Genomic DNA, 24,151 nt, shown 5'->3' with positions numbered 1-24,151 from the left:
GACCGGCATGGCCACTTCCATCAAGAAGATCGTCGCCGCGAGCCTGATCGGCACCACCATCGAGTGGTACGACTTCTTCCTGTACGGCTCGGCAGCCGCCCTGGTGTTCAACAAGCTCTTCTTCCCCGACTCCGACCCGCTGACCGGCACGCTGCTGTCGTTCCTCACCTACGCGGTCGGCTTCGTCGCCCGGCCACTCGGCGGTCTGGTCTTCGGCCACTTCGGCGACCGGATCGGCCGCAAGACGCTGCTGGTCGTCAGCCTGCTGATGATGGGCACGGCGACGTTCCTGATCGGCTGCCTGCCGACGTACGAGACGCTCGGGCCGGCCGCCGCGCTGGTGCTGACGGCGCTGCGGCTGGTGCAGGGCTTCGCGCTCGGCGGCGAGTGGGGCGGCGCGGTGCTGATCGTCTCCGAGCACGGCGACACGGCGCGGCGCGGCTTCTGGGCCTCCTGGCCGCAGGCGGGCGCGCCGGGCGGCAACCTGCTGGCCACCGGCGTGCTGGCGGCCCTGGCCGCCTGGCAGCCGGACGAGGCGTTCCTGTCGTGGGGGTGGCGGGTGCCGTTCCTGCTGTCGGGGGTGCTGGTGCTGATCGGCCTGTGGATCCGGCTGACGATCACCGAGTCGCCGGTGTTCCAGGCGGCGCCGCCCGAGCCGCGCGCGCCCATCGTCGGGGTGCTGCGCCATCACAGCAAGGACGTGGTGGTGGCGATCGGCGCCCGGCTGGCCGAGAACATCTCCTTCTACCTGCTGACCGTCTTCGTCATCACGTACGCCACGCAGAGCGGCATCGACAACTCGACCGTGCTGAACGCGGTGCTCGTCTCTTCGGCCATCCACTTCGTGACGATCCCGATGTGGGGCGCGCTGTCGGACCGGGTGGGCCGCCGCCCGATCTACCTCGCCGGCGCGGCGGGGATCGGCGTGTGGATCTTCGCGTTCTTCCCGCTGGTCGGCACCGGCGACTTCTTCGCGATCACGCTGGCGGTCACCGTCGGCCTGCTCTTCCACGGCATGATGTACGGCCCGCAGGCCGCCTTCTTCTCCGAGCTGTTCGGCACCAGGACCCGCTACACCGGCGTCTCGATCGGCGCGCAGCTGTCGGCCATCGTGGCGGGCGCCCTCGCCCCGATCATCGCGGTGGCCCTGCTGCGCGAGTACACCAGCAGCGTGCCGATCTCCATCTACCTCGCGCTCGCGGCGGTGCTCACGCTGGCCGCCGTGTACGCGGCGCGCGAAACTCGGGGCAGCGACCTCGCGGAAAGGACCACCACGCGATGAAGGTCACCACATCCAGACTCACCCAGCACGTCATGACCGTCGAGGGCAGGGACACCGGCACGCCGGTGCTGTTCGTGCACGGCAACGTCTCCTCCTCGGCATTCTGGCGCGACACGCTGCCGGCGCTGCCCGAGGGCTTCCGGCCGCTCGCGGTGGACCTGCGCGGCTTCGGCGACAGCGACCCCGCGCCGGTGGACGCCACCAGGGGCCTGCGCGACTACTCCGACGACCTGATCGAGCTGATCGAGGCGCTCGACCTCGGCGGGGTGCACCTGGTCGGCTGGAGCCTGGGCGGCGGCGTGGTGCTGCAGCTCCTGCGCGACCGGCCGGCCCTGGCCGGGAGCGTCACGCTGGTCAACCCGGTCTCCCCGTACGGCTGGGGCGGCACGGAGGGCGCTGAGGGCCGCCTGACGCACCAGGACGGCACCGGCTCCGGCGCGGGCGCGGCCAACCCCGACTTCGTGGCCAGGCTCAAGGCGGGCGACCTGTCGGAGGAGTCGCCGACGTCGCCGCGCAACGTCTTCAGGACCACGTACGTCAAGAACCCGGTCCCCGACGAGGACTTCTACCTGCGCTCGATGCTGACCACCCGGGTCGGCGAGTCGCACTACCCGGGCGACGCGGTCGCCTCCGACGCCTGGCCGGGCGTGGCGCCGGGCAAGACCGGCGTGCTGAACGCCATCTCCCCCGTCCACTTCCGCCTGGACGACCTGCACGAGATCGACCCGAAGCCGCCGATCCTGTGGCTCAGGGGCGCCGACGACGTGATCGTCTCCGACACCTCGCTGCTGGACCTCGCCCACCTGGGCGCGATCGGCGCGGTGCCCGGCTCGCCCGGCACGCCGGCGCAGCCCATGGTGACGCAGATGCGGGCGGTGCTGGAGCGCTACGGCGACCACCGCGAGGTGGTGCTGGACGACTGCGGCCACAGCCCGCACATCGAACGTCCTGAGGAGTTCCGCCGCCTGCTGGCCGAGCACCTCGGGGAGGCGTAGATGTTCGTCGCGCTCACGCTCGTCGCGAGCCTGCTCACCCCGGTGCCGAAACTCACCGTGCCGGGCGCGGACCACGTCGAGGTCGCCGTGCTCGCCGACCTGACCACGGCGGGCACGGTCGCGAGCGGCCACACCGACCCCGCCGACTGGGCGGGCCTGCACTCGGCCGCCACCGTCAACCCCACCGGCGTGCCGGGCACGCAGATCGACGGCTACTTCCCCGACACCTCCACCGGCAACGCCACCCACGGCTGGAACCACGACTCCCAGTTCGTCATCAGGCTGCCGAAGAAGTGGAACGGCGCTCTCGTGGTCAGCGGCACGCCGGGCAACAGGGAGCAGTACGCCAACGACTACACGATCTCCGACTGGGTGCTGTCGAAGGGCTACGCGTTCGCCGCCACCGACAAGGGCAACGTGGGCGTGGACTTCCACCTCGACGGCCGCCGCCCAGGCGACGCCGTCGCCGAGTGGAACGACCGGCTCACCCAGCTCACGGTGGCCGCCAAGGCCGTGGTCAAGCGGCACTACGGCCGGTCGGCCAAGCGCACGTTCGCGGCGGGCATCTCCAACGGCGGCTACCTCGTCAGGTGGCAGCTGGAGAACCGCGGGTGGCTCTACGACGGCGGCATCGACTGGGAGGGCACGCTCTGGCGGGTCAAGGGCGACAACCTGCTGAACTTCCTGCCGCGGGCGCTCAAGGCGTATCCGGATGAGCAGGGGGTGCGGGCGGCCGGGTTCGCGGCCGGGTCGGAGTTCCTGTGGCCGTTCCACCGGGACCACTACTGGGAGCTGACCCAGGAGCTCTACCAGAAGGAGCTGGACCCGGCGTACACGGGCGCGCCGGCCGACTACGACTACGACGCGCGCCGCCCGTACGCGGCCATGGCGAGGATCGGGCTGACCGGCCGCATCACCAAGCCGCTGATCACGCTGCACGGCACGCTGGACACGCTGCTGCCCATCACGCGCGACTCCGACGTCTACGCGAAGATGGTCGGCCCGCACCGCCCCTTCCGCTATCACCGCATCGAGGGCGGCAACCACCTCGACAGCCTCGTCGACGTCTACCCCGACCGGCTCAAGCCCATCCTGCCCGCCTTCAGGAACGCCTTCGGCGAGCTGGAACGCTGGGTCAGTCCTTGAGGTAGCGATGGCCGCCCGCGCGCGCCAGGCGCACGATGTGCCGCGCGCCGGGCAGCCTCCTGCCGAGCCGGTGCAGCGCCGTGTCGCGGCCCATGGGCGAGTGCTCGGGGTCCGCGGCGGCGGCCGGCCTGGCCTCGATCCTGCCGCGGCGCATCTCCAGCGCGAAGCGCAGCCCGACCTCCTCGTCGGACGAGCGCAGCGAGCACATCCAGGCGCCTGGCCCGAGGTGCTCGACGCCCGGCAGCAGCCGCTTGACCGGCACCTTGGCGACGAGCTGGCCCGCGATCCTGCCCGGCACCCCGGCCTCGACCAGGGCGGGCGCGCACACCTCGCGGGCCCGCTTGCCCGTGCCGCGCATCACCAGCTCCAGGGGCGGCCCGCCGCTCGGCGGCACGTACGGCACCGGCAGCACCACGTACGCGTGCCCGCCGATGTGCTTGACCTCCACGCCCGGCGAGACCAGCGCGATCGACTCGGAGAACGAGCGCGGCTCGACGGCCAGGCCCAGCTCGCCCTGGTCGCTCCAGCACGGCACCACCAGCCGCATCCTGGGCCGCTGGGCCAGCACGCCCAGGCAGTTGAGCGGCCCCTCGGGGCGGCTGACGCGGCTCCTCGCCTGGTTGGCGCCGGAGAACATGCGGACGTGCACCTCCCACTGTCCTGGCCGCAGCGGCTCGCCCAGGGCCGCCTGGGTGACGTCCAGCCGGGTCTCCCCCTTGATGCGCACCCGCATCCTGCGGCGGCCGTCCTCGATCCGCTCGACCTCCTGGGTCAGCGGCAGGAAGTGCACGAGCCCGGTCTCGGTGTGGCGGACGTACAGCTCGACGCGGGCCCGCTCGACGGCCTCGGTGATGTCGGTGATGTCGTCGGGCAGCCTCTTGGTGTCGAGCGCGCGCGGCGGGATCCAGTGCAGGCGGTCGCCGTCCACCCGGTAGCGGTCGGGCGTTCCGTCGCCGGTCACCACCTCGACGCTCAGGCCGAGCACCAGGACGTGGGCGTCCCAGCGCACTTCGGTGAGGTCGGCGCGCAGGCCCGCCTTCCTGGTGGCGTTCGCCATGAGCACGATCTGGTCGAGGCGGCCCGCGCGCACATACGCGGCCACCACGCGCAGCTGCACCGGCAGGTGGCGGTCGAGCCGCTCGGGAAAGCGGCGCCCGGTCAGCTCCTGGGCGACCCTGAAGTGCGCGCCCCGATCGACCGAGGAGTCCGCGAACTTGCTGGTGACCAGCGGGCGCAGCACCGCCTGGCGGAACCAGTGCGCGTAGACGCGGTCGCGCTGGCGGCCCTCCCCGAGGTACATGTCCACGTCGTCGAGCAGCCGGTGCAGCTCCTTGACGATGGCCCTGGGGTCCTCCTCGGTGCGCGGCCGCTCCCCCAGGTGGCAGCAGACGTGCTCGGCCAGCACCGCGATGACCTTGGCGTGCAGGTACGCCCGCGTCACGAACGCCTGCTCGCCCATGCGGCTGCCCGGCACAGGGAAGCCCAGCTCGTGCTCCTCCAGGAACGCGCGCCGGTAGAGCTGCTGCGGCGTCAGCACGGTCAGCAGCCGGTCGCGCAGGATGTCCCCCCGCGAGGTGCTGCGCTCGAAGGCGGTCATCGGCGGGCCCCAGTCGCGTACCAGGCGGCCCACCAGCACGTCGGCGTCGCTCTCCACGGCGCGCTCGTACATGCGGGCCAGGGCGTCCCGCTCCAGGCGGTCGTGCTGGCCGAGGAAGAAGACGTAGTCGCCGGCGGCCGCGGCGAGGCCCACGTTGCGTCCGCGCATGGGCGAGCCCGTGTGCGGCAGGTGGAGCGCGCGAGCGTTCTGCCTGATCGCGGCGATGGCGTCGAGGCGCTCGGCGATCCCGTCCGTGGACCCGTCGTCCACGAAGATCACTTCGTATTCGTCCGCGGGCATCGTCTGCTCCAGCGCGGAGCGGATGCACGCATCGGCGGTGTCACCCGGATTGTGGACATCGACGATCACACTGACCTTCACACCCATGCGGCCCAGCGTGCGCCCGTATACAGGATGAGGCGCGACGGCTTGCCGATTGGAGAAGGAAAGTTGACCCGCTAATACCAACCCACGGACTGAGAGTGGCCCCAGGCGCCGCAGGGCGAGCCGTAGCGGCCCTTGATGTAACCGAGACCCCACTTGATCTGGGTGGCGGCGTTGACCTGCCAGTCGGCGCCCGCGCTGGCCATCTTGCTGCCGGGCAGCGACTGCGGGATGCCGTACGCGCCGGAGTAGCGGTTCATCGCCCGCTCGTTCCAGCCGCTCTCCTTCTGCCAGAGCCGCTCCAGGCAGCCCCACTGGTCGGCGCCGAACCCGAACGAGGCCATCATCGCCTTCGCGGTGGCCTTGTTGCTGCCAGGCGAGGGGTCGCTGCCGGGCGGGAAGTTCGCGGCGGGGAAGCCGTCACCGCCCGGCGCCCGCTTGGGCACCACCCAGTCGAGGCCCTTGCCCTCGGCGCCGGTGCGCTTCTTCTTGAGCTGGTCGGCCCGGTAGGCCTGCTCGGCCTCGGCCTTGAGCAGGTCGGCCTCGGGGTCGGGGGCGTAGAGGTCGCCGCTGGCCAGCTTGCCGAGGTCCTCCATGGTGAAGGACTGCGGCGGCTTGTTGGCGTTCTCGACGGCGCGGTAGGCGACGAACCCGCCGCCGCCGGCGACGACGGCCACCGAGAGCACGGTGATGATCACCCGCTTGGGGGTGACGCGCGAAGGCCGGCGCCTCGGCGGAAGGTCTTCCTTCGGGAGGCGCTCGCTCAGCTTCGGACCGGGGCTCACGATGCATGAGCTTGCCCTGTCCTAGGGGGTGCTCCGCAACCGAAACGCGGGAATTGCTTGCCGTAAATTTCACCAACCACCAGGTTGGCTCCGGATTTCCGAAATATTGTGATGTTGGTCACAATGGGAGTGGCTGCCCTTCAGGCGCCCGTAACGGAAGGGAAGCCGCTTACAGCGTTCCGTGCCTACTTCCGGATCTCATCTACGACATGTCACAGTTCGGTGACACAACCCGGATAATCAGGACATGGAATAATAATGTGCGCGTGGCTGGCATCCTCCTTGTAGAAGACGATCCCTCGGTGCGCACGGCTCTGGAGCTGGCGCTGACCCGGCAGGGACACTCCGTCACGTCGTACGCGACGGGTGAGGAGGCGCTCGACCACATCAGAGCCCGCCGCCCGGAGATCGCGATCCTCGACGTCATGCTCCCCGGCATCGACGGCATCGAGGTGTGCCGCCGCGTCCGCAAGCTCGACCAGCTCCCCGTCATCCTGCTCACCGCCCGCGGCGACGACCTCGACGTCGTGGTGGGCCTCGAGGCCGGCGCCGACGACTACGTGGTCAAGCCGGTCGAGCCGCGCGTGCTCGACGCCCGCATCCGCGCCGTGCTGCGCAGGGCGGAGTCGGCCGCGTCCGACCGCATCACGTTCGGCGAGCTCGTGATCGACAGGGGCGCGCTGAAGGTCACGCTGTCCGGCAAGGAGATCCACCTGACGCCGACCGAGCTGCGGCTGCTGCTGGAGCTCGTCCGCCACCCCGGGCAGGTGCTCAACCGCCGCTACCTGCTGCGCGCGGTCTGGGACCACACGCACATCGCCGACTCGCGCCTGGTGGACGCCTGCGTGCAGCGCATCAGGGCCAAGATCGAGCCCAAGCCGGGCGAGCCCGTCTTCATCCACACCGTGCGCGGCTTCGGCTACCGGTTCAGCCCCCCGTGAGGATCCCCCGCATCCCTCGCCCCACCGGGCTGCGCGCCCGCCTGGTCATCACCTTCACCCTCGTCGCCGTCGGCGCGGCGCTGCTGGTCGCGACCATCGGATACGAGCTCGCGAAGTCCGCGCTGGTCTCCAGGGCGGAGACCACCGCGCTCGACGTGGTGACCAGGGAGCTGAGCAGCATCACGTTCCCGGTCGGCAAGCTCAGGCCGGGCGAGGCCCCGCCGTCGCAGCGCGACCTGCAGCGCGTGGCCCACGCGCTGAGCGGGCCAGGACGCAGCGTCTTCGTCGAATACCGCAACATGGTCGCCGCCGAGGGCCCGCTGTCGATGAGCGACGTGCCCAACGAGCTGCACGGCCGCGCCAAGCAGAGCGTCGTCACCCAGCGCAAGATCATCAGGGACGAGCTGTATCTCATCGTCGGCGCCGAGGTCTACCGCGAGAACGCCGGCGTGCCCGAGGCCACGGGGCTGCGCGCGTTCGCCTTCTTCCCGCTGCACGACGACGAGGACCAGCTCGCCACCCTGCGGAACGCGCTCACCAGGACGAGCATCGTCATCGTGCTCATCGCGCTGGTCGTGGCCCTGCTCTCGGCCCGCCAGGTGCTGCTGCCGGTACGCCGCCTCAGCGCCGCCGCGCAGGCGCTCGGCGAGGGCCGCCTGGACACCCGCCTGCCCGTCCACGGCCAGGACGAGCTGGCCGGGCTGACCGCCAGGTTCAACGACGCCGCCGCCGCGCTGGAGCTGAGCGTGGCCGAGCTGCGCTCGCTGGAGGCCATGTCACGCCGGTTCGTGGCCGACGTCTCCCACGAGCTGCGCACGCCGCTCACCGCGATGACGGCCGTCGCGGACATGCTCTTCGAGGAGGCCGACCACCTGCCCGAGGCGCCCGCCGAGGCCGTCAGGCTGGTGCTCAGGGAGATCGAACGGCTGCGCGAGCTGGTCGAGCACCTCATCGAGGTCAGCCGCTTCGACGCCGGCACCGCCACGCTCAACCTGGAGCCGGTCAACGTGGCCGACAGCATCGCCGACTGCCTGGAGGTGCGCGGCTGGAGCGACCAGGTGACGGTGAAGGCGTCGCAGGGCCTGACCGCCCACCTCGACCCCAGCAGGTTCGACGTCATCGTGGCCAACCTGGTCGGCAACGCGCTCAAGCACGGCCTGCCCCCGGTGCTGGTCAGCGCCAGGGCCACCGAGAACGGCCTGGAGGTCAAGGTGCGCGACCACGGCAAGGGCATCCCGCGCGAGGCGCTGCCGCACGTGTTCGACCGCTTCTTCAAGGCGGGCGCGGGTCGCGCCCGCAGCCAGGGCAGCGGGCTGGGCCTGGCCATCGCCCGGTCCAACGTGCTGCTGCACGGGGGCACGATCTCCGTACGCCCTCAGACCCCCGGCACTCTCTTCACCGTCTGGCTGCCGCACTCATGAAGACCATCCGCGTGCTCGCCGTCGTCTCCCTGCTGGCCGGGGCGGCCTGCGGCATCTCGCCCACCGACGTGCAGGACCGCGGCAACGCCCCCACCGTGAAGATTCCCCCGCCGTCCAAGACGATCTACCTCATCAGGGACGGCAAGCTCACCCTGGAGCCGGCCGACGTCGAGGACGACACCGTGGACAGCCTGCTCGGCGCGCTCTTCGGGGCCTCCAGGCAGCCGCTGCTCGACGGGCGGGACACGGCGCTGCGCGGGTTCACGTACCTGCGGACCAAGAACTCCGTCAACCCGCCGCAGCGGGACGAGATCCAGCTCCCGCGCACCTCGACGCTGACCGTCTACATCCGCGGCGAGGGCACGCTCACCAGGATCGGCATCGCGCAGATCGTCTGCACCGCGCAGCAGGACGCGGCGTTCGAGCAGGTGAAGATCATTCGCGACAACCCGAACCGCCCCCCGAAGGTCGAGGGGCGGTACACCTGCGGCGGGCTCAAATGATCACATGGTGATGTCCTCGAGCATCTCCGTGACCAGCGCGGCGATGGGCGAGCGCTCGGACCTGGTCAGCGTGACGTGGGCGAAGAGCGGGTGGCCCTTCAGCTTCTCCACGACCGCCACCACGCCGTCGTGCCTGCCGACCCGCAGGTTGTCGCGCTGGGCCACGTCGTGGGTGAGCACCACCCGCGAGTTGGCGCCGATGCGGCTGAGCACGGTGAGCAGCACGCCGCGCTCCAGCGACTGGGCCTCGTCCACGATCACGAACGCGTCGTGCAGCGACCGGCCGCGGATGTGCGTGAGCGGCAGCACCTCCAGCATGCCCCGATCCAGCACCTCCTCGATCACCTCGGGTGAGGTGATGGCGCCGAGCGTGTCGTAGACCGCCTGCGCCCACGGGCCCATCTTCTCGCCCTCGGTGCCGGGCAGGTAGCCGAGCTCCTGCCCGCCGACCGCGTAGATCGGGCGGAAGACGACGACCTTGCGGTGCTGGCGGCGCTCCAGGACCGCCTCCAGGCCCGCGCAGAGCGCCAGCGCCGACTTGCCGGTGCCGGCCCTGCCGCCCAGCGACACGATGCCGATCTCCGGGTCCATCAGCAGGTCGAGCGCGATGCGCTGCTCGGCCGAGCGGCCGTGCAGGCCGAAGACCTCGCGGTCGCCGCGGACCAGCTTGACGGACTTGTCGGGTTGCACCCGCCCGAGCGCCGAGCCCTTGGCCGACAGCAGCCGCAGGCCGGTGTGGGCGGGCAGGTCTCTGGCCTCCTCGAGGTCGGCGGTGCCCGCGTCGAAGAGCGTCTCGACGTCCTCCGCGGTCACCTGGACCTCGGCCATCCCCGTCCAGCCCGACTCGTGCACCAGCTCGGCGCGGTACTCCTCGGCGGCCAGGCCGATCGAGGCCGCCTTGACCCGCATCGGCAGGTCCTTGGAGACCAGGACGACGTCGCACCCCTCGCCGGCCAGCGAGCGGGCCACGGTGAGTATGCGCGTGTCGTTGTCGCCCAGGCGGAAACCGACCGGCAGAATGGATGGGTCGCTGTGATTGAGCTCAACCCTGATCGTGCCGTCCCCCGTGGGCATCGGCTCGTCCAGCCGGCCGTGCGTGACCCGAAGATCGTCGAGGTAACGCAGAGCCTTCCTGGCGAAATAGCCGAGCTCTGGATGATGCCGCTTACCTTCCAGCTCCGTGATGACCACGATCGGAAGGACGACGTCGTGCTCGGCGAACCTGGTCATGGCCGCCGGGTCGGCCAGCAGGACCGAGGTGTCCAGCACGTACGTGCGCTTCGCCGGCTGGGAATTAGGGTTGCTCGAGGACACTGCCACACGTTCTCCCCCGGGTGCCCCTTGGTGCGGGCACCCTGCAGACGAGGTGGGAATCGGACCGGACCCGCGTCCCCGACCGCTCTTCGCCGTCGGCGCCGGAGTCCGGCCCCCTCGGCAAGTGATGGTGCAAAGGCGGGCCCTCTCCGAAATGTCCGACCTGTGGCCGGACATTTCCAACGTTACGTCCTAGATACCCGATTGTCGCGTCAGGAACCGTAACGTCGGTGTCTCGCAGCGTAATCGCGCAGCGCCCGCAGGAAGTCGACCCTGCGGAAGTCAGGCCAGTAGGCCTCGTGGAAGTAGAACTCGGAATGAGCGCTCTGCCAGAGCATGAAGCCCGACAGACGCTGCTCGCCCGAGGTCCGGATGAGAAGGTCCGGGTCGGGCTGGCCGCGAGTGTAAAGATGCTCCGCGATGTGCTCCACATCGAGCACCTCGACGAGGTCCTCGATGCTCGCTCCCCTGCTCGCTTGCTCCTGGAGCAGTGAGCGCACCGCATCGGCAATCTCACGCCTTCCTCCATACCCAACTGCAACGTTCACAATCAGGCCCGGACGGTGTGATGACGCTTCTTTTGCATCCTTCAGGACATTCGCCGTTCGGTCCGGCAGCAGGTCGAGCGCTCCGACGGGGATGATCCGCCAGCCCTCGGCCACCAGCTCCCGCGTCACGTCCTCGATGATGCGCAGCAGGGGCTCCAGCTCCTCGCGCGGCCGGTTGAGGTTGTCGTTGGACAACATCCAGACCGTGACGACCTCGACTCCGGTCTCCCGGCACCAGCCGAGCAGCTCGGAGATCTTGTCCGCGCCCTTGCGGTGGCCCGAGGACACGTCTCCCATGCCCCTGGCACGCGCCCAGCGACGGTTGCCGTCGATGATGACTCCGACGTGCCGGGGGATGCTGTCCTTGGACAGCTTGGCCTCCAGCCGGTGCTCGTACAGCCGGTAGACGAGATCGCGCAGGCCCACGGAGCGCCTCCCCAGCGGTGCTGTGCCTTCGGTCGATTGACCCAACAGGCAATTATCACCGCGTTTCGCCCGTGCCTGCTCCGCCTCCCGCATTCCTCGCCATATCTCTACCTTTCAGACACCCTTCCGCCTCATTCAGCAACTCGCGGACGAACCCCGCCAGCTCCGACGAGGTCAGCACCGCCCTGGCGCCGACGCCGCTGGCGGCCCACGCCTCGACGTACGCCCTGCGGGTCAGCCGCCACTCGCCGCGTCCCGCCTGCCAGACCGGGATCGTCCTGAGCTGGCAGCGCAACTCGCCGCCCGGCAGGCCGGCCCTGGTGCGGTAGCGGAAGGAGAACAACTCGCCGTCGGGCTCGTCGCCCGGGAAACGGTCTTCGGGATCGGCCCAGCGGCGCGCCGCGCCCCTGCCCTGACGGGCCTCGTCGACGCCGCGGGCCAGCCGGGCCAGCAACCAGCCGCAGCGCTCCCCCACGCTGCCGTAGGGGGTGCCGTCGCGGTGGAGCTCAAGGGTGACCTCGTACGGCGCGCCGACGCTGTCGGTGCACGCGACAGGAGTGACGGTCAGGTAAGAGCCGTCGACACAGCGTAGTCCTCCCATCCCCTGTCAGTTTCCGGGCGGATGCCGCCTAAACCCTGCCGTCAACCGCCTCCACCAGGGCTTTTCCGGTACGGGCTCCGGCTCCATCAGGCCGCGCTCCCGCAGCCAGGCGGCGAAGCCGGCGGCGTCCGTACGGTAGTCCGGCGGCGGCGTGGCCCTGCTTCGCGCGTACGCCTCGAACTCGGCGGCCAGGCTGTGCCCCGCGACGGCGGCCACGTCGGGACTGATCCGCGCCACGATGGCCCGCCGCTTGGCCAGCAGGCTCGCGGCCTGCACCCGCATCCGCTCCTCGTCGAACCCGCCGGGCACCTCGCCCCCGGCGACCAGCGCCGCCACCACCCTGGCCTGGATGTCCGCCAGCCTGGCCCGTTCCTGCTCAGGGGTCATCGCCGGTCCCCGGCCACGCTCATGGCCGTCCTGATCCTGGTCAGCTCGTCCGCCAGCACGGCGTCGCTCGGGTACTCGTCGTCCCACTCCAGCAGCACCCCGGACGGGGTGACGCGGGCGCACAGCTCGGTGAGCAGGTCGAGGACCTCCTGGGGGGCTGTCGTGGTGTGGGTGTCGTGCCAGATGCCGTGGGCCTCGTAGCCGCCGGCGACGTGCACGTACGCCAGGTGCTCCAGCGGGAGCACGTCCAGGGCCCGCACGGCGGGCAGGCCCAGGTTGACCTGGTTCGTGTGGAGGTTGGCGACGTCGATGAGCAGGCCCACGCCCGTGGCCGTCACCAGCTCGGCCAGGAACTCCGCCTCGGTCAGCTCGTCGTCCGGCCAGCCGAAGATGGCGGCCACGTTCTCCAGGGCCAGCGGCACGGGCAGCGCGTCCTGGGCGCGGCGCACGTTCTCGATGACGACCCTCAGCGAGTCCCGGGTGCGCGGGACCGGCAGCAGGTGCCCGGCCTCCACGCCGCCGCCGCGTACGAACGCCAGGTGCTCGCTGACCAGCGGCGAGCCCAGTGCCTCGGCGCATTCCGCCAGGTGTGCGAGCCTCGCCGGGTCGGGCGGCTCCGCCCCGCCGACCCCGAGCGACACGCCGTGCGGGATCACCGGCAGGCCCCTGCCCCGCAGGATCCGCAGGGACTCCGGCAGGCGGGCGGGCCTGATGTTCTCGGCGACCACTTCCACGAAGTCGACGCCGTCCATGCGCTCGATCGTCAGGTCCAGCTCCGACCGCCACCCGATCCCCACGCCCAGTCGCGTCACCCCGGCCTCCTCACTCCGGCTCATCCACACCCATATCCATCGCGTCCGGACTTGTCGAGACTCATCCCGCTCCGCCGAGCCCCGTCCACAGCAAGCGGCTCGCCACGGCCTGCCGTAACCCGTACCACTAAGCGGCTCACCACGCCCTGCCGAGACCCGTCCCGCTTCAGCGGCTCGCCACGGCCGGTGCTTCCCGTTGCGCCGGTCGTGGCGAGCCGTGGTCCGGTCAGCTGCCGCCGCCGCAGCCGCCACCACCGCAGCCGCCCCCGCCGCCGCAGCTGACAGCACTGCCGCCGTTACCGCAGGAAGCGCCGCCGTAGACCGCGCCGCCGCCGCTGTAGCCGGTGCTGGATCTCCGGGCAGGGGTCCGGCCCGCGTGGGCGGGCCGGCGCGCCTGGCGGCGGAGCTCCTTGCGCAGGGTGTCGTCGCGCAGTGCGGCCGTCCCGTGCAGCGCGATGGATGTGGCCTCGTCGTCGGCGTTCGCTGCCCGCCTGGCCGCGTCCAGGACCTCTTGGCCGGCCGGCGTGAGCGCCGCCGCCAACGACCGCCGGTGGCCGCGGAGCATGATCCCCGCGGCCACGGCGGTGCCCCCGAAGACGAGCAGGGCGAGCAGCGCGTACGAGCCGGGTTCGACGGACAGCCCCACCCCCGCGAAGGCCGCCCCCATGACCGCCGCCACCGCCGTCACCTGCAGCCGGCGCGCCCAGGCGCGCAGCCGCCACACGCCGTCGTCCCCCACGACCAGCCCGTCCTCCGCGAGGCGGCGCCTGACCGCGTCGACGGCGATGCTGCCCGCCACCTCACTCTTGAGCGCGGTCACGTTCCGCCCCGACCGGCCGACGACCAGGTTGATGACGACGTTCTCGACGGACTCCTCGCCGGCCGGGCCGCGCTTGACCTTGTAGATCCGCCCGCCGCTCCCGAGGCGCACGGCGCCGGAGCTCACCAGCAGGGCGATCGCGGTCTCGGCGGCCCGGAGCGGGCCGCCCGCCAGGTAGGCCAGCTCGTACCGGTCCACGGTGCGCCGTCCGAGCTCGATGGGCGTCCCGCCGCGAACGGCCCGCCACCGTCCTGCGGCCGCGGCGGCGGCGAAGAGGGCCAGGATCACCGCGGCGATCAGCAGAAAAAGGTTCATGAACGACCTCCCCTCGTGCGGTCGATCAACGTCATGTCCTGAGACGTGACTCCTGAATTGCACGGTAGGAGGGCGGTCCGCCCGAACCGGGGTTTTGCTCCTTTAGCTCCCCGCCTTTGCGCAGAAGAACGGCGCCGGCCGTCTCAGCGACGGCCGGCGCCGTGGTGGCGGCCCCGAGGGGCCTCGATCAGCCAAGGCGCTCGAGCAGGGCGTGGTACTCGTCCCACAGCTCCTTGGGCAGGTGGTCGCCGAACTTCTCGAAGTGGGCCGGGATCAGCGCCGCCTCCTCGCGCCAGACGTCCTTGTCGACGCTCAGCAGCGTGCGCAGGTCCTCATCGGACAGGTCCAGGCCCTCGGTGTCGAGGTCGGCGGGCAGCAGCCCGATCGGCGTGGGCACGGCCTTGGCCTCGCCGTTGAGGCGCTCCACGATCCACTTGAGCACCCGGCTGTTCTCACCGAAGCCCGGCCAGACGAACCTGCCTTCGGCGTTCTTGCGGAACCAGTTGACGTAGTAGATGCGCGGCGGCTTCGCGCCCTTGCGGCGGCCGATCTCCAGCCAATGGCCGAAGTAGTCGCCCATGTTGTAGCCGCAGAACGGCAGCATCGCGAACGGGTCGTGGCGCAGCTCGCCCACCTTGCCCTCGGCCGCGGCGGTCTTCTCGGAGGCGACGTTGGCTCCGAGGAAGACGCCGTGCTCCCAGCTCAGCGACTCCGTCACCAGAGGGACGGCGGTCGCCCGGCGCCCTCCGAACAGGATCGCCGAGATGGGCACGCCCTTGGGGTCCTGCCATTCAGGCGCGATGGTCGGGCACTGCGCGGCGGGAGTGGTGAAGCGGGCGTTCGGGTGGGCGGCCGGCTCGTCGCCGTCCGGCGTCCACGAGCGGCCCTTCCAGTCGGTCAGGTGCGCCGGCGGCTGCTCGGTGAGCCCCTCCCACCACACGTCGCCGTCGTCGGTGAGCGCGACGTTGGTGAAGATGCTGTTGCCCCAGAGCGTCCTGACCGCGTTGGCGTTGGTCACCTCGCCGGTGCCGGGGGCAACGCCGAAGAAGCCGGCCTCCGGGTTGATCGCGTAGAGGCGGCCGTCGTCGCCGAAGCGCATCCAGGCGATGTCGTCGCCGATCGTCTCGACCTTCCAGCCGGGGATCGTGGGCTGGAGCATGGCGAGGTTCGTCTTGCCGCAGGCGCTCGGGAAGGCGGCGGCGATGTAGCGGGTCTCACCCGACGGCGGCGTGAGCTTCAGGATGAGCATGTGCTCGGCCAGCCAGCCCTCGTCGCGGGCCATGACGCTGGCGATGCGCAGGGCGTAGCACTTCTTGCCGAGCAGCGCGTTGCCGCCGTAGCCGGAGCCGTACGACCAGATCTCGCGGGTCTCGGGGAAGTGGCTGATGTACTTCGTCGAGCTGCACGGCCACGGCATGTCGGCCTGGCCGGGCTCCAGCGGCGCGCCGACGGAGTGCACGGCCTTGACGAAGTCGCCGCGCTCCTCGATGAGCCGCAGCGCCCGGTCGCCCATGCGGGTCATCACGCGCATGGAGACGGCGACGTACGCGGAGTCGGTGATCTCGACTCCTAGCTGCGAGATCTCCCCGCCCAGCGGGCCCATGCAGAACGGGACGACGTACATGGTCCTGCCGCGCATGCAGCCATCGAACAGCTCACCGAACGTGCGGCGCATCTCGGCGGGCGCGATCCAGTTGTTGGTCGGCCCCGCGTCCTCCTCGCGCTCCGAGCAGATGAACGTGCGGTCCTCGACGCGAGCCACGTCGCTCGGGTCGGACTTGGCGTAGAAGCTGTTGGGCCGGGCGGCCAGGCGCGTGAACGTCCCCTGCTCGACGAGGAGGTTGGTGAGCCGCGTCCACTCCTCCTCAGACCCGTCGCACCACTCGACGCGGTCCGGCTGGGTAAGGGCGGCGACCTCGTTCACCCACGTGGCCAATTCCTTATTGCTGGTGGGTGCGGTTACTTCTACGGAAACGGACACGACGCTGACTCCTCCACTCTCCCAGGGCCCAGTCATCATTAACGACGAAGCGGCTTTCACGCCAATTGGCATAGACCTGTCGGTCAGGCCGTCGCCGCAGGCAGCGGCCCTGACGATTGGGGGAGCCTACCCAAGGAGAGGAGATTTAAAAGAGGTAATTCTCAGCAGTGGTCCAGACCAATACGGCTGGTCTGAACCAATTTCCGAAGTGGTTTAGTCCATTCGCCGGCCCGTTTCCGCTGGCGGGTCTCAGGAATTGACGTCGGGGCCCGCGGCGCGAACGCGGTCGACGTGTTGCAGCGCGTCTCTCAGATCGGCCAGCCACGTGTCGGTGTGTCTGCCGACCAGGCGTACGCACCAGGCGAGCGCGTCGCTGCGGCTTCTGGCCACGCCGGCGGCCACGAGCGTGTCGAGCACCTGGCGCTCGGCCTGGCGCAACCGGGTCATGACGGGCACCGACAGTGTGGTGAACATCACAGTCTCGCCACCGCACACCACGCCCCAGGAGACCTTCTGGCGGAACTTGTGCTCGGCCTCCCTGGCGATCTCGATCCGACGTTCCCTGGTCTCCTCCCTGAAGCGGCGGGCCAGCCCGTCGATCAGCGCGGCCCGCTCGGCCTCCGGCACGTCCTGCGGCGGATCGGGGAGCGGACCCAGGACCGCGATCTCCTCACGGTCGACGATGATCTCGGGAGCGCCGGTGAACCAGTCGCCGGGCAGTCGTCCGGTGAACCACCCGCGCACCTGCGCCGTCACGTCATCTGTTGCCATGTAATCAACGTTACATACTTGCGGCGCTTTTGCACGCGCTTGAGGGCGGTGGTTCTTCCGGGTGGTTCTTCCGGGTGGTTCTTCCGGGTGGTCCTTCTGGGTGGTCCTTCTGGGTGGTTCTCAGCGCACCTTGGCGGCGGCGATCGGGCTGACCCTGACGACCCCGGCCAGGTTCCGGGTGCTCACCGGAACGATCTTCACGACGTCTCCGGTACGTGGCGCGTGCAGCATTTTCCCGTTACCCCAATAAATCGCCACGTGGGAAATGTAAGCGGGATTTGTCGGGTCGTTCCGCCAAAAGAGGAGGTCGCCCGGCTGCGCCTGCGCGTACGGCACCTGCGGCCCCGTCACCCACTGCTGGTGCGTCACCCGTGGCATGCGCACCCCGGCCTGCGCGTAGGCCCACTGCACGAGCCCCGAGCAGTCGAAGGTGTCGGGACCCTCGGCGCCCCACACGTACGGGCGGCCCAGCTTCGACACGGCCGCCCTGAGCGCCACCGTGAGCTGCTCACCCGTCATGAACGACCCGGCCGGCCAGTTCTGGGTCACCTTCTGCTTCGGCTGCGGCAGCACCGGGTTGACCATCGCCACCTGTGTGCCCTTGGGCAGCCTGGCGAGTATGCGCTTGCGCAGCACGTCGGAGTTCGCCTTGGGCGCGCTGACGATGAGGGCGTTGTCGCGCGGCAGGCCCAGGCTGCGGCCGATGTCCTTGGAGACGACGGCGTCGACGGCGCCGAAGCCGGTGGTGGCGTAAGCGCCGACCCGCAAGTGCAGCGACTGCCCCGCGGAGACCCGGCTGTGCAGCGGCAGCCCGCCGTCGTTGCCCAGCACGAACGAGACCGCCACGTCGCCGGCCGCGACGTTCTGCCACAGCGCGTCGGACGAGGCCGTCACCTTGGGGGTGTAGGCGCGGAACGTGGACGGGTTGACCGCCAGCGTCTGCACCCGCTTGCCGTCCAGCATGATCGAGGCGGCGTCGGCCAGCTCGAGCGCCCGCACGCCCGGCACCTTCGCCACCTTCTGCAGCAGCTCCTGGGTGAAGGGCTTGCGGGTGAGCACGAACAGGTTGGGCTTGTGCAGCTTGCTCAGCGGCGCCACCGGCTGAACGGCGGGCCCCGTGGGTGAGGCCGTCGGCGACGCCTGGACGCGCTCCGGCCGCTTCTGCGCCAGCAGCGACTGCTTCGGCGTGGCGCGCGGCACCGCCGGCTCTAAGAGGCTCTCGGGCTGCGCCAGTAACAGCACGTCGGCGGTCAGCACCGCGACCAGCGCCACCACGATGAACGGCACCAGCCTGGTCGTGTTACGCCGCCGCCGGCTCCTGACCAGGAAGCTCAGATCCTGGCGGATTCCCGACCCATGCGAAAATGCCGCCGGGCCATCGGGGGCCCGGCGGTCGTCGTTCGGTGGGGTCAGTTGCCGATGTACGGCACAGCCTCGAGGATCTCGACGGTGTTCTGCCGTCCGTTGGGCATGGAGTAGGTCGCCTTCTCGCCGATCTTCTTGCCGTTGATCGCCGCCCCGAGCGGGGACTTGGGCGAGTAGACGTCGATCGGTGCTCCGCTCTCCTCGCGGGAGGCGAGCAGGAAGGTGACCTCGTCGTCGTCACCGACGAACCGGATCGTCACGGTCATGCCGGGCCCGACGACGCCCTCGGCCTTGGGAGCCTCTCCGACCTGGGCGTTGTCGAGGATCTGCCTGAGGTGGAAGATCCGGGCCTCCATCTTGCCCTGCTCGTCCTTGGCGGCGTGGTAGCCGCCGTTCTCACGCAGGTCGCCCTCTTCCCGAGCGGCCTCGATCTTCTTGGCGATGTCGACGCGCCCGGGACCAGAGAGATATTCGTACTCCGCCTTCAGACGGTCGTACGCCTCCTGCGTCAGCCATGTGACGTTCTCATCGCGAGAGTCGGCCACGGGTTCTCCTTGCTTGCCTAGGGGGCCCTGAGATCAGTTGAGGTTGCATACGGTTGAATTGCGAAAGGCTAACAAGTCCGTCGCTCGAACGCTTCCCCAAATGTCTCACTATACGAGATTGCAGTACTGGATGTGGACGGAAGTCGCCTGACCGCTCGTGTCGAGGCTTTCCTTGAGCTGCTTACTACCCTCACCAGCCGGGATTCTTACTTCCTTGCTGCCCACTTCCGCATGATCGACGTCCAGCGCCCTGATCCGGCAGACGGCCACCCTATCGTCGGGCTTGTACACCTCAAAGGTGATCTCCGCCCGCGTCGGACCAGTGATCTCGAACGTCACCACCTGCGACGGCGCCTCCGACCCGCCCGCCGTCATCGACCACATCACGTAGCCCCAGCCGCCCGCGATGATGGCCACCAGCACGCCTATCACCACGTGGACGACGAGCCGGCCGCCTCTCCTGGGCCGGTCGGGGAAGTCGTCGGGTGTGCCGAGAACGGGCCCGTTCCCGGCATCTCTGGTGACCATGGCGGAATCTCCCTGCACTCCCTCGGCGTTATCCGAGACAATTGTCGCCCGCGAGGGGTGTGCCCTCGCGACCGCCCAGCAGAAACTAACCTCTCTGGGCGAGTGACCGGTCCCTACTGAGGAGCTTCGAGCCCGTGAGTGCACCGTTGAGGCTGATGGCCGTCCACGCCCACCCCGACGACGAGTCGAGCAAGGGCGCCGCCACCATGGCGCGTTATGTGCGCGAGGGCGTGGAAGTGCTGGTCTGTACGTGCACGGGCGGTGAGCGAGGATCCGTGCTCAACAAGAAGATGGACCGGCCCGAGGTCGTGGCCAACATCGCGGAGGTGCGCAGGGGCGAGATGGAGCGGGCCCGCGAGATCCTCGGCGTGCAGCAGCGCTTCATGGGCTTCGTCGACTCCGGGCTGCCCGAGAGCGAGGACGAGCCGCTGCCCGAGGGCTGCTTCGCGCTGCAGAAGCTTGAGGACGCCACCGCGCCGCTGGTCGCCGCGATCCGCGAGTTCCGTCCGCACGTGATCATCACGTACGACGACGACGGCGGCTACCCGCACCCCGACCACATCATGACCAACAGGGTCTCGGTCGAGGCGTTCGAGGCGGCCGGCGACCCCGACCGCTACCCCGGCACCGGCGACCCTTGGCAGCCGCTCAAGCTCTACTACCACATGGGCTTCACCAAGGAGCGCTTCGAGGCGCTGCACGAGGCCATGATGGAGCGCGGGCTCGGCTCCCCCTACGCCGACTGGATCTCCCGCTGGGAGGACCGCCCCGCCAAGTGGCCGGTCACCACCCGCGTGCCGTGCGGCGACTACTTCGAGATCCGCGACCAGGCGCTGCTGGCCCACGCCACCCAGGTCGACCCCGACGACGGCTTCTGGTTCGTCTGCCCGCGCGAGCTGCAGCAGGAGATCTGGCCGACCGAGGACTACCACCTGGCCCGCTCGCTGGTCGACACCGCGGTGCCCGAGGACGACCTGTTCGCCGGCATCCACGCCGACGAGGTCGAACCGGCCTGCCACTGACCGGACCACGGCATCGCAGTGGCAGACTGGAGTCGTGACCGTTCTAGCAGCAGGTGAAGTCAGCCCGGGCCTGCTCGGGTTCGTCGTCGTGGCCGGGCTCGGTTTCGCGCTCTACATGCTGATCAAGTCGATGAACAAGCAGATGTCGAAGATCCAGGTGCCGCGCGAGCACGAGCAGGAGACCGACCAGGCCGAGCCCGCCCAGGCGTCGGCCCGGGCATCGGTCCATGCGTCGGGCGAGGCGGCGCGCGGCGCCGACGACAAGGCGGGCGAATAGATGGCCAACGAGGTCGTCGACAACCCGGCGGAGAGCCGCTTCGAGATCCGCGTGGACGGCGAGGTCGTCGGGTTCGCCAACTATCGCCTGCTGCCCACGAAGATCGTCTTCCTGCACACCGAGGTCAAGCCCGCCTACGAGGGGCAGGGGCTGGCCGCCGCACTGGTCGCCCACGCCCTGCGGGCCAGCGCCGACACGGGGCTGAAGGTGCAGCCGCTCTGCCCGTACGTCGCCGAATACATCAAGCGGCACCCCGAGTTCCAGGAGCTCGTCGACACCGAGGGTTGACCCGGGGCTCAGCCCTCGCCCGACCAGGCGCGCTCCAGCGCCTTGGGCAGGCCCCACCAGCCCAGCGGGGTCAGCACGTCGTCGGCGTCCACGATGCCGAGCAGCCCCCACAGGCTCACCACCGAGGTGAAGAGGCTCTCGGTGGTGTGGAGGTCCTCGTCGTCCTGATCGTCGATGTCGATGTCCTCCGACTCGGCGATCAGGCGCGCCATCCGCTCGGGCGAGGCCAGCACGCCGGGCCCCATCCTGACCAGCGCCGCCACCCCGGCCAGCCAGTCGGCGTGCTGGATGGCGCACAGGTTGGCGAGCGCGGTGTCCTCCTCGCTCAGCTCCCTTTCGAGGTCGGCGAACTCCTCCAGCACCTCGGCGCCCTCCGACAGGTCCGAGATCGGCCCCGCGATGCCCGCCGCGACCGCCAGCCACAGCTCCACGTCGTCGTCGGGCAGCGGCCGCTCGTCGTAGCCCGCGCAGGCCCGCAGCACGCTGGAGGGGTAGCCGGGCAGGGCCAGCAGGGCGCGCAGCCTGGTCGCCGCCGTCTCCAGCTCCGCCATCGGCAGCTCGGGCTGTTTGGGCAGCTCGGCGAGTATGCGCCGCAGCTCCGACAGCGCGAACTCCTCCTCCTCGTCCCAGGCCGAGAACAGCTCCTCGTCCAGCTCGTCGCTCACCGCGAACCCGGGCACCCGGCCGTCGGGCAGCGGCGTGCTCAGCCAGCTCTCCTGGAGCTCCTCGTACGCCGAACGCGCCTCCTGGTCGCCGGCCGCCAGCGCGTCGGGATCGATCTCCCCCGCCGCGACCTTGTCCTCCAGGTAGGCGACCAGCCGCGCGAACATCTCGGTCGCCACCGGCCCGCGCTCGTCCTCCTCAGGCCAGACGAAGTAGCTGGGCGTCATGAGAATCGGCTCGGTGCCCGTGGACTCGACCCACCGCTGCACGTCGCCCACCGTCGCCACGCCCGCCTCGATCGCGCTGAGCGTCGCCTTGGCCGACTCCCAGAAGGCCACCGACAGCGGGTTGCCCGCCGCGACCATGGCCCGCCGCAGATCGGGCAGCGCCACGAGCGCCACGCCCGAGGGGACGGCGAGCAGGGCACGCGCGACGTCCCTGCGGGTCACGGCCGTCGCCGGCCGGCCGGCATGCGCGCAGACGAACTTGATATCCACCCCTCGTAACCTACGCGTGCCTGCGCGATGCCGCACGTCGCCGTGAGGTCCGCCACGACGGGGTGGCTAGTGTGGGCCGGGGAGGTCCTGATGAACCGCTTGAAAGACGCGACGAGCCCCTACCTGCTCCAGCACGCGGCCAACCCCGTCGACTGGTGGCCCTGGGGTGAGGAGGCGTTCGCGGAGGCGCGGCGGCGTGATGTGCCCCTGCTGATCAGCGTGGGCTACTCGGCTTGTCACTGGTGTCACGTCATGGCTCACGAGAGTTTCGAGGACGCCGAGACGGCCGCGTTGATGAACGAGCACTTCGTCAACGTCAAGGTCGATCGCGAGGAACGTCCCGACGTCGACGCCGTCTACATGAACGCCACGCAGGCCATGACCCGTCAGGGCGGCTGGCCGATGACGGTGTTCGCCACGCCCGAAGGACATCCGTTCTACTGCGGCACCTACTTCCCGCGGCCCCAGTTCAGGAGGCTGCTGCAGGAGGTGCACCGCGTCTGGACGGGCGACCGCGACTCCGTGGTCGATCAGGGCGCCAAGGTCGTCGAGGCGCTCAACGCGCACACCTCGCTGCCCAGCGGGCCTGAGCCGGGCGAGGAGACGCTGCGGCAGGCCGTACAGAATCTGCGGGAGTCGTTCGACGCGGTCTCGGGCGGGTTCGGCGGCGCGCCCAAGTTCCCGCCGTCGATGGTGCTGGAGTTCCTGCTGCGCTCGGGCGAGCGCGAGATGAGCGTCAAGACGCTGGAGTCCATGGCCCGCGGCGGCATGTACGACCAGCTCGGCGGCGGTTTCGCCCGCTACAGCGTGGACGACCGCTGGGTGGTTCCGCACTTCGAGAAGATGCTCTATGACAACGCCCTGCTGCTGCGCGTCTACACGCACTGGTGGCGGGCCGGCGGCGGCGAGCCGGCGCGGCGGGTGGCGCTGGAGACCGCCGGCTGGATGCTGCGCGAGCTGCGCACGCCCGAGGGCGGGTTCGCCTCCGCGCTCGACGCCGACAGCGAGGGCGTGGAGGGCAAGTTCTACGTCTGGACGCCGGACGAGCTGCGCGAGGTGCTCGGCGAGGACGACGGCCGGTGGGCGGCCGGGCTGTTCGAGGTGACCCCGCAGGGGACGTTCGAGCACGGCACGTCGGTGCTGCAGCTCCTGCGCGACCCGGAGGACCCGGCCCGCTACGACGACGTGCGGGCTCGGCTGCTGGCCGCCAGGGAGCGGCGGGTCCGTCCCGGCCGCGACGACAAGGTGGTGGCCGCGTGGAACGGCCTGGCCATCGCGGCGCTGGCCGAGACCGGCGTCGCGTTCGAGCGGCCCGATCTGATCGCGGCGGCCACGCAGGCGGCCGAGCTGCTGGCGGACGTCCACGTCGACGGTGAGCGGCTGCTGCGCACCTCCAAGGACGGCCGGGCGGGCACGAACGCCGGTGTGCTGGAGGACCACGGCGACCTGGCCGAGGGGCTGATCTCCCTGTACGGCGTCACGGGCGAGACCAGGTGGCTCCGGCTCGCGGGCTCCCTGCTCGACACCGTGCTCGACCGGTTCTCCGATGGGGCCGGCGGCTTCTACGACACCGCTGACGACGCCGAACGCCTCTTTCAGCGTCCACAGGACCCGACCGACAACGCGACCCCCTCAGGCCAGTACGCGGCCGCGGGGGCGCTGCTGTCGTACGCCGCCCTGACCGGGTCCACCCGGCACCGGGAGGCCGCGCAGGCCGCGCTCGGCACCGTGTCGGTGCTGGCCGCCGGGCACGCCAGGTTCGCCGGGTGGGGGCTGGCCGTGGCGCGGGCGGCGCTGTCGGGGCCCGTGGAGGTCGCTGTGGTGGGTGCGGCCGACGACCCGCGAACGCCTGGAACAGCAGCTCCACGGTGACGACCGGCGAGCGCCCCCGCCCGTACGCCCACACCACGAACGTCACCGGCACCAGGAAGCTGCCG

At 70.5% G+C, this 24,151-nt stretch carries 24 protein-coding genes; 10 read left to right on the top strand and 14 right to left on the bottom strand.

Features of this window, described 5'->3' with window-relative positions:
* Positions 1-7 precede the first annotated feature (7 nt).
* The 3 genes from ABZW11_RS43175 to ABZW11_RS43165 are packed head-to-tail and all read left to right on the top strand — an operon-like array spanning position 8 to position 3,423.
* Entirely contained in the window at positions 8-1,282 is a 1,275-nt protein-coding gene (locus tag ABZW11_RS43175) for an MFS transporter (protein ID WP_355431293.1), read from the top strand.
* The gene (locus ABZW11_RS43170) at positions 1,279-2,277 is read left to right on the top strand and encodes an alpha/beta hydrolase (RefSeq protein WP_355431290.1); all 999 of its coding nucleotides are present in this window, start codon (positions 1,279-1,281) and stop codon (positions 2,275-2,277) included. The genes ABZW11_RS43175 and ABZW11_RS43170 overlap by 4 nt, the downstream gene beginning before the upstream one ends.
* The gene (locus ABZW11_RS43165; protein ID WP_355431287.1) at positions 2,278-3,423 is read left to right on the top strand and encodes a tannase/feruloyl esterase family alpha/beta hydrolase; all 1,146 of its coding nucleotides are present in this window, start codon (positions 2,278-2,280) and stop codon (positions 3,421-3,423) included.
* Here the strand turns inward: ABZW11_RS43165 and ABZW11_RS43160 are convergent.
* Together ABZW11_RS43160 and ABZW11_RS43155 are read right to left on the bottom strand one after the other, a co-directional pair.
* Entirely contained in the window at positions 3,413-5,407 is a 1,995-nt protein-coding gene (locus tag ABZW11_RS43160; RefSeq protein ID WP_355431284.1) for a glycosyltransferase family 2 protein, read from the bottom strand. The genes ABZW11_RS43165 and ABZW11_RS43160 overlap by 11 nt on opposite strands.
* A 71-nt stretch (positions 5,408-5,478) precedes the next feature.
* Positions 5,479-6,189 (bottom strand): lytic transglycosylase domain-containing protein, encoded by a 711-nt coding sequence (locus tag ABZW11_RS43155; protein WP_355431281.1) that lies wholly within the window; start codon positions 6,187-6,189, stop codon positions 5,479-5,481.
* A 266-nt stretch (positions 6,190-6,455) separates the two neighbouring features.
* Between ABZW11_RS43155 and ABZW11_RS43150 the strand changes: the two genes are divergently transcribed.
* The 3 genes from ABZW11_RS43150 to ABZW11_RS43140 are packed head-to-tail and all read left to right on the top strand — an operon-like array spanning position 6,456 to position 9,054.
* Complete coding sequence (locus ABZW11_RS43150) at positions 6,456-7,130, top strand: response regulator transcription factor (protein WP_355431278.1); 675 nt, start codon at positions 6,456-6,458, stop codon at positions 7,128-7,130.
* Positions 7,127-8,551: a HAMP domain-containing sensor histidine kinase gene (locus tag ABZW11_RS43145; protein ID WP_355431274.1), complete on the top strand. Its 1,425-nt coding sequence runs from the start codon at positions 7,127-7,129 to the stop codon at positions 8,549-8,551. Before ABZW11_RS43150 ends, ABZW11_RS43145 begins: the two co-directional genes overlap by 4 nt.
* Positions 8,548-9,054, top strand: a complete 507-nt coding sequence (locus ABZW11_RS43140; RefSeq protein WP_355431271.1) for a hypothetical protein — start codon at positions 8,548-8,550, stop codon at positions 9,052-9,054. The genes ABZW11_RS43145 and ABZW11_RS43140 overlap by 4 nt, the downstream gene beginning before the upstream one ends.
* Here ABZW11_RS43140 and ABZW11_RS43135 read toward each other — a convergent pair whose 3' ends face one another.
* From ABZW11_RS43135 to ABZW11_RS43085, 11 genes are all read right to left on the bottom strand, one after another.
* A complete protein-coding gene (locus ABZW11_RS43135; protein WP_355431268.1) occupies positions 9,055-10,374 on the bottom strand; it encodes a PhoH family protein in 1,320 nt (439 codons plus the stop codon).
* A 206-nt stretch (positions 10,375-10,580) separates the two neighbouring features.
* The gene (locus ABZW11_RS43130) at positions 10,581-11,342 is read right to left on the bottom strand and encodes an isoprenyl transferase (RefSeq protein WP_355431265.1); all 762 of its coding nucleotides are present in this window, start codon (positions 11,340-11,342) and stop codon (positions 10,581-10,583) included.
* 55 nt (positions 11,343-11,397) lie between these two features.
* Positions 11,398-11,943: a hypothetical protein gene (locus ABZW11_RS43125; protein WP_355431262.1), complete on the bottom strand. Its 546-nt coding sequence runs from the start codon at positions 11,941-11,943 to the stop codon at positions 11,398-11,400.
* Positions 11,944-11,949: 6 nt separating this feature from the next.
* Positions 11,950-12,330, bottom strand: coding sequence for a hypothetical protein (locus tag ABZW11_RS43120; protein WP_355431259.1), 381 nt, complete (start codon positions 12,328-12,330; stop codon positions 11,950-11,952).
* Positions 12,327-13,142 (bottom strand): DUF692 domain-containing protein, encoded by an 816-nt coding sequence (locus ABZW11_RS43115; protein WP_355431256.1) that lies wholly within the window; start codon positions 13,140-13,142, stop codon positions 12,327-12,329. Before ABZW11_RS43115 ends, ABZW11_RS43120 begins: the two co-directional genes overlap by 4 nt.
* Before the next feature lie 226 nt (positions 13,143-13,368).
* Entirely contained in the window at positions 13,369-14,277 is a 909-nt protein-coding gene (locus tag ABZW11_RS43110; RefSeq protein ID WP_355431254.1) for a TIGR04222 domain-containing membrane protein, read from the bottom strand.
* Positions 14,278-14,464: 187 nt separating this feature from the next.
* Complete coding sequence (locus ABZW11_RS43105) at positions 14,465-16,294, bottom strand: phosphoenolpyruvate carboxykinase (GTP) (RefSeq protein ID WP_355431310.1); 1,830 nt, start codon at positions 16,292-16,294, stop codon at positions 14,465-14,467.
* 213 nt (positions 16,295-16,507) lie between these two features.
* Entirely contained in the window at positions 16,508-17,029 is a 522-nt protein-coding gene (locus tag ABZW11_RS43100) for a hypothetical protein (protein WP_355431251.1), read from the bottom strand.
* 120 nt (positions 17,030-17,149) lie between these two features.
* The gene (locus ABZW11_RS43095) at positions 17,150-18,316 is read right to left on the bottom strand and encodes a C40 family peptidase (protein ID WP_355431248.1); all 1,167 of its coding nucleotides are present in this window, start codon (positions 18,314-18,316) and stop codon (positions 17,150-17,152) included.
* A 122-nt stretch (positions 18,317-18,438) separates the two neighbouring features.
* A complete protein-coding gene (gene greA / locus ABZW11_RS43090) occupies positions 18,439-18,939 on the bottom strand; it encodes a transcription elongation factor GreA (protein WP_148437100.1) in 501 nt (166 codons plus the stop codon).
* 108 nt (positions 18,940-19,047) lie between these two features.
* A complete protein-coding gene (locus tag ABZW11_RS43085; RefSeq protein ID WP_345390125.1) occupies positions 19,048-19,467 on the bottom strand; it encodes a DUF4307 domain-containing protein in 420 nt (139 codons plus the stop codon).
* Positions 19,468-19,601: 134 nt separating this feature from the next.
* Between ABZW11_RS43085 and mca the strand changes: the two genes are divergently transcribed.
* The 3 genes from mca to ABZW11_RS43070 are packed head-to-tail and all read left to right on the top strand — an operon-like array spanning position 19,602 to position 21,054.
* Entirely contained in the window at positions 19,602-20,489 is an 888-nt protein-coding gene (mca, locus tag ABZW11_RS43080) for a mycothiol conjugate amidase Mca (protein WP_355431245.1), read from the top strand.
* Positions 20,490-20,523: 34 nt separating this feature from the next.
* Positions 20,524-20,766, top strand: coding sequence for a hypothetical protein (locus tag ABZW11_RS43075; RefSeq protein ID WP_355431242.1), 243 nt, complete (start codon positions 20,524-20,526; stop codon positions 20,764-20,766).
* A complete protein-coding gene (locus ABZW11_RS43070; RefSeq protein ID WP_355431239.1) occupies positions 20,767-21,054 on the top strand; it encodes a GNAT family N-acetyltransferase in 288 nt (95 codons plus the stop codon). It begins immediately after the preceding gene.
* Positions 21,055-21,062: 8 nt separating this feature from the next.
* Here the strand turns inward: ABZW11_RS43070 and ABZW11_RS43065 are convergent, their stop codons facing one another.
* Positions 21,063-22,214: a hypothetical protein gene (locus ABZW11_RS43065; protein WP_355431236.1), complete on the bottom strand. Its 1,152-nt coding sequence runs from the start codon at positions 22,212-22,214 to the stop codon at positions 21,063-21,065.
* Positions 22,215-22,304: 90 nt separating this feature from the next.
* Between ABZW11_RS43065 and ABZW11_RS43060 the strand changes: the two genes are divergently transcribed.
* Entirely contained in the window at positions 22,305-24,086 is a 1,782-nt protein-coding gene (locus ABZW11_RS43060; RefSeq protein WP_355431233.1) for a thioredoxin domain-containing protein, read from the top strand.
* The last annotated feature ends 65 nt before the right edge of the window (positions 24,087-24,151 follow it).

Origin of the sequence: Nonomuraea sp. NPDC004580, assembly GCF_040609855.1 — a bacterium.
In the GTDB taxonomy this organism is placed as follows: domain Bacteria; phylum Actinomycetota; class Actinomycetes; order Streptosporangiales; family Streptosporangiaceae; genus Nonomuraea; species Nonomuraea salmonea.
The sequence above is the reverse complement of the archived record's forward strand: the minus strand, read 5'-3'. Positions and strand labels throughout refer to the sequence as shown.

Coding starts and splice junctions, on each gene's coding strand:
- ABZW11_RS43140 (WP_355431271.1), top strand. CDS start 8,548: ATGAAGACCATCCGCGTGCTCGCCGTCGTCTCCCTGCTGGCCGGGGCG.
- ABZW11_RS43060 (WP_355431233.1), top strand. CDS start 22,305: ATGAACCGCTTGAAAGACGCGACGAGCCCCTACCTGCTCCAGCACGCG.
- ABZW11_RS43170 (WP_355431290.1), top strand. CDS start 1,279: ATGAAGGTCACCACATCCAGACTCACCCAGCACGTCATGACCGTCGAG.
- ABZW11_RS43120 (WP_355431259.1), bottom strand. CDS start 12,330: ATGACCCCTGAGCAGGAACGGGCCAGGCTGGCGGACATCCAGGCCAGG.
- ABZW11_RS43085 (WP_345390125.1), bottom strand. CDS start 19,467: ATGGTCACCAGAGATGCCGGGAACGGGCCCGTTCTCGGCACACCCGAC.
- ABZW11_RS43125 (WP_355431262.1), bottom strand. CDS start 11,943: ATGGGAGGACTACGCTGTGTCGACGGCTCTTACCTGACCGTCACTCCT.
- ABZW11_RS43160 (WP_355431284.1), bottom strand. CDS start 5,407: ATGGGTGTGAAGGTCAGTGTGATCGTCGATGTCCACAATCCGGGTGAC.
- ABZW11_RS43100 (WP_355431251.1), bottom strand. CDS start 17,029: ATGGCAACAGATGACGTGACGGCGCAGGTGCGCGGGTGGTTCACCGGA.
- ABZW11_RS43165 (WP_355431287.1), top strand. CDS start 2,278: ATGTTCGTCGCGCTCACGCTCGTCGCGAGCCTGCTCACCCCGGTGCCG.
- ABZW11_RS43105 (WP_355431310.1), bottom strand. CDS start 16,294: ATGACTGGGCCCTGGGAGAGTGGAGGAGTCAGCGTCGTGTCCGTTTCC.
- ABZW11_RS43175 (WP_355431293.1), top strand. CDS start 8: ATGGCCACTTCCATCAAGAAGATCGTCGCCGCGAGCCTGATCGGCACC.
- ABZW11_RS43110 (WP_355431254.1), bottom strand. CDS start 14,277: ATGAACCTTTTTCTGCTGATCGCCGCGGTGATCCTGGCCCTCTTCGCC.
- ABZW11_RS43070 (WP_355431239.1), top strand. CDS start 20,767: ATGGCCAACGAGGTCGTCGACAACCCGGCGGAGAGCCGCTTCGAGATC.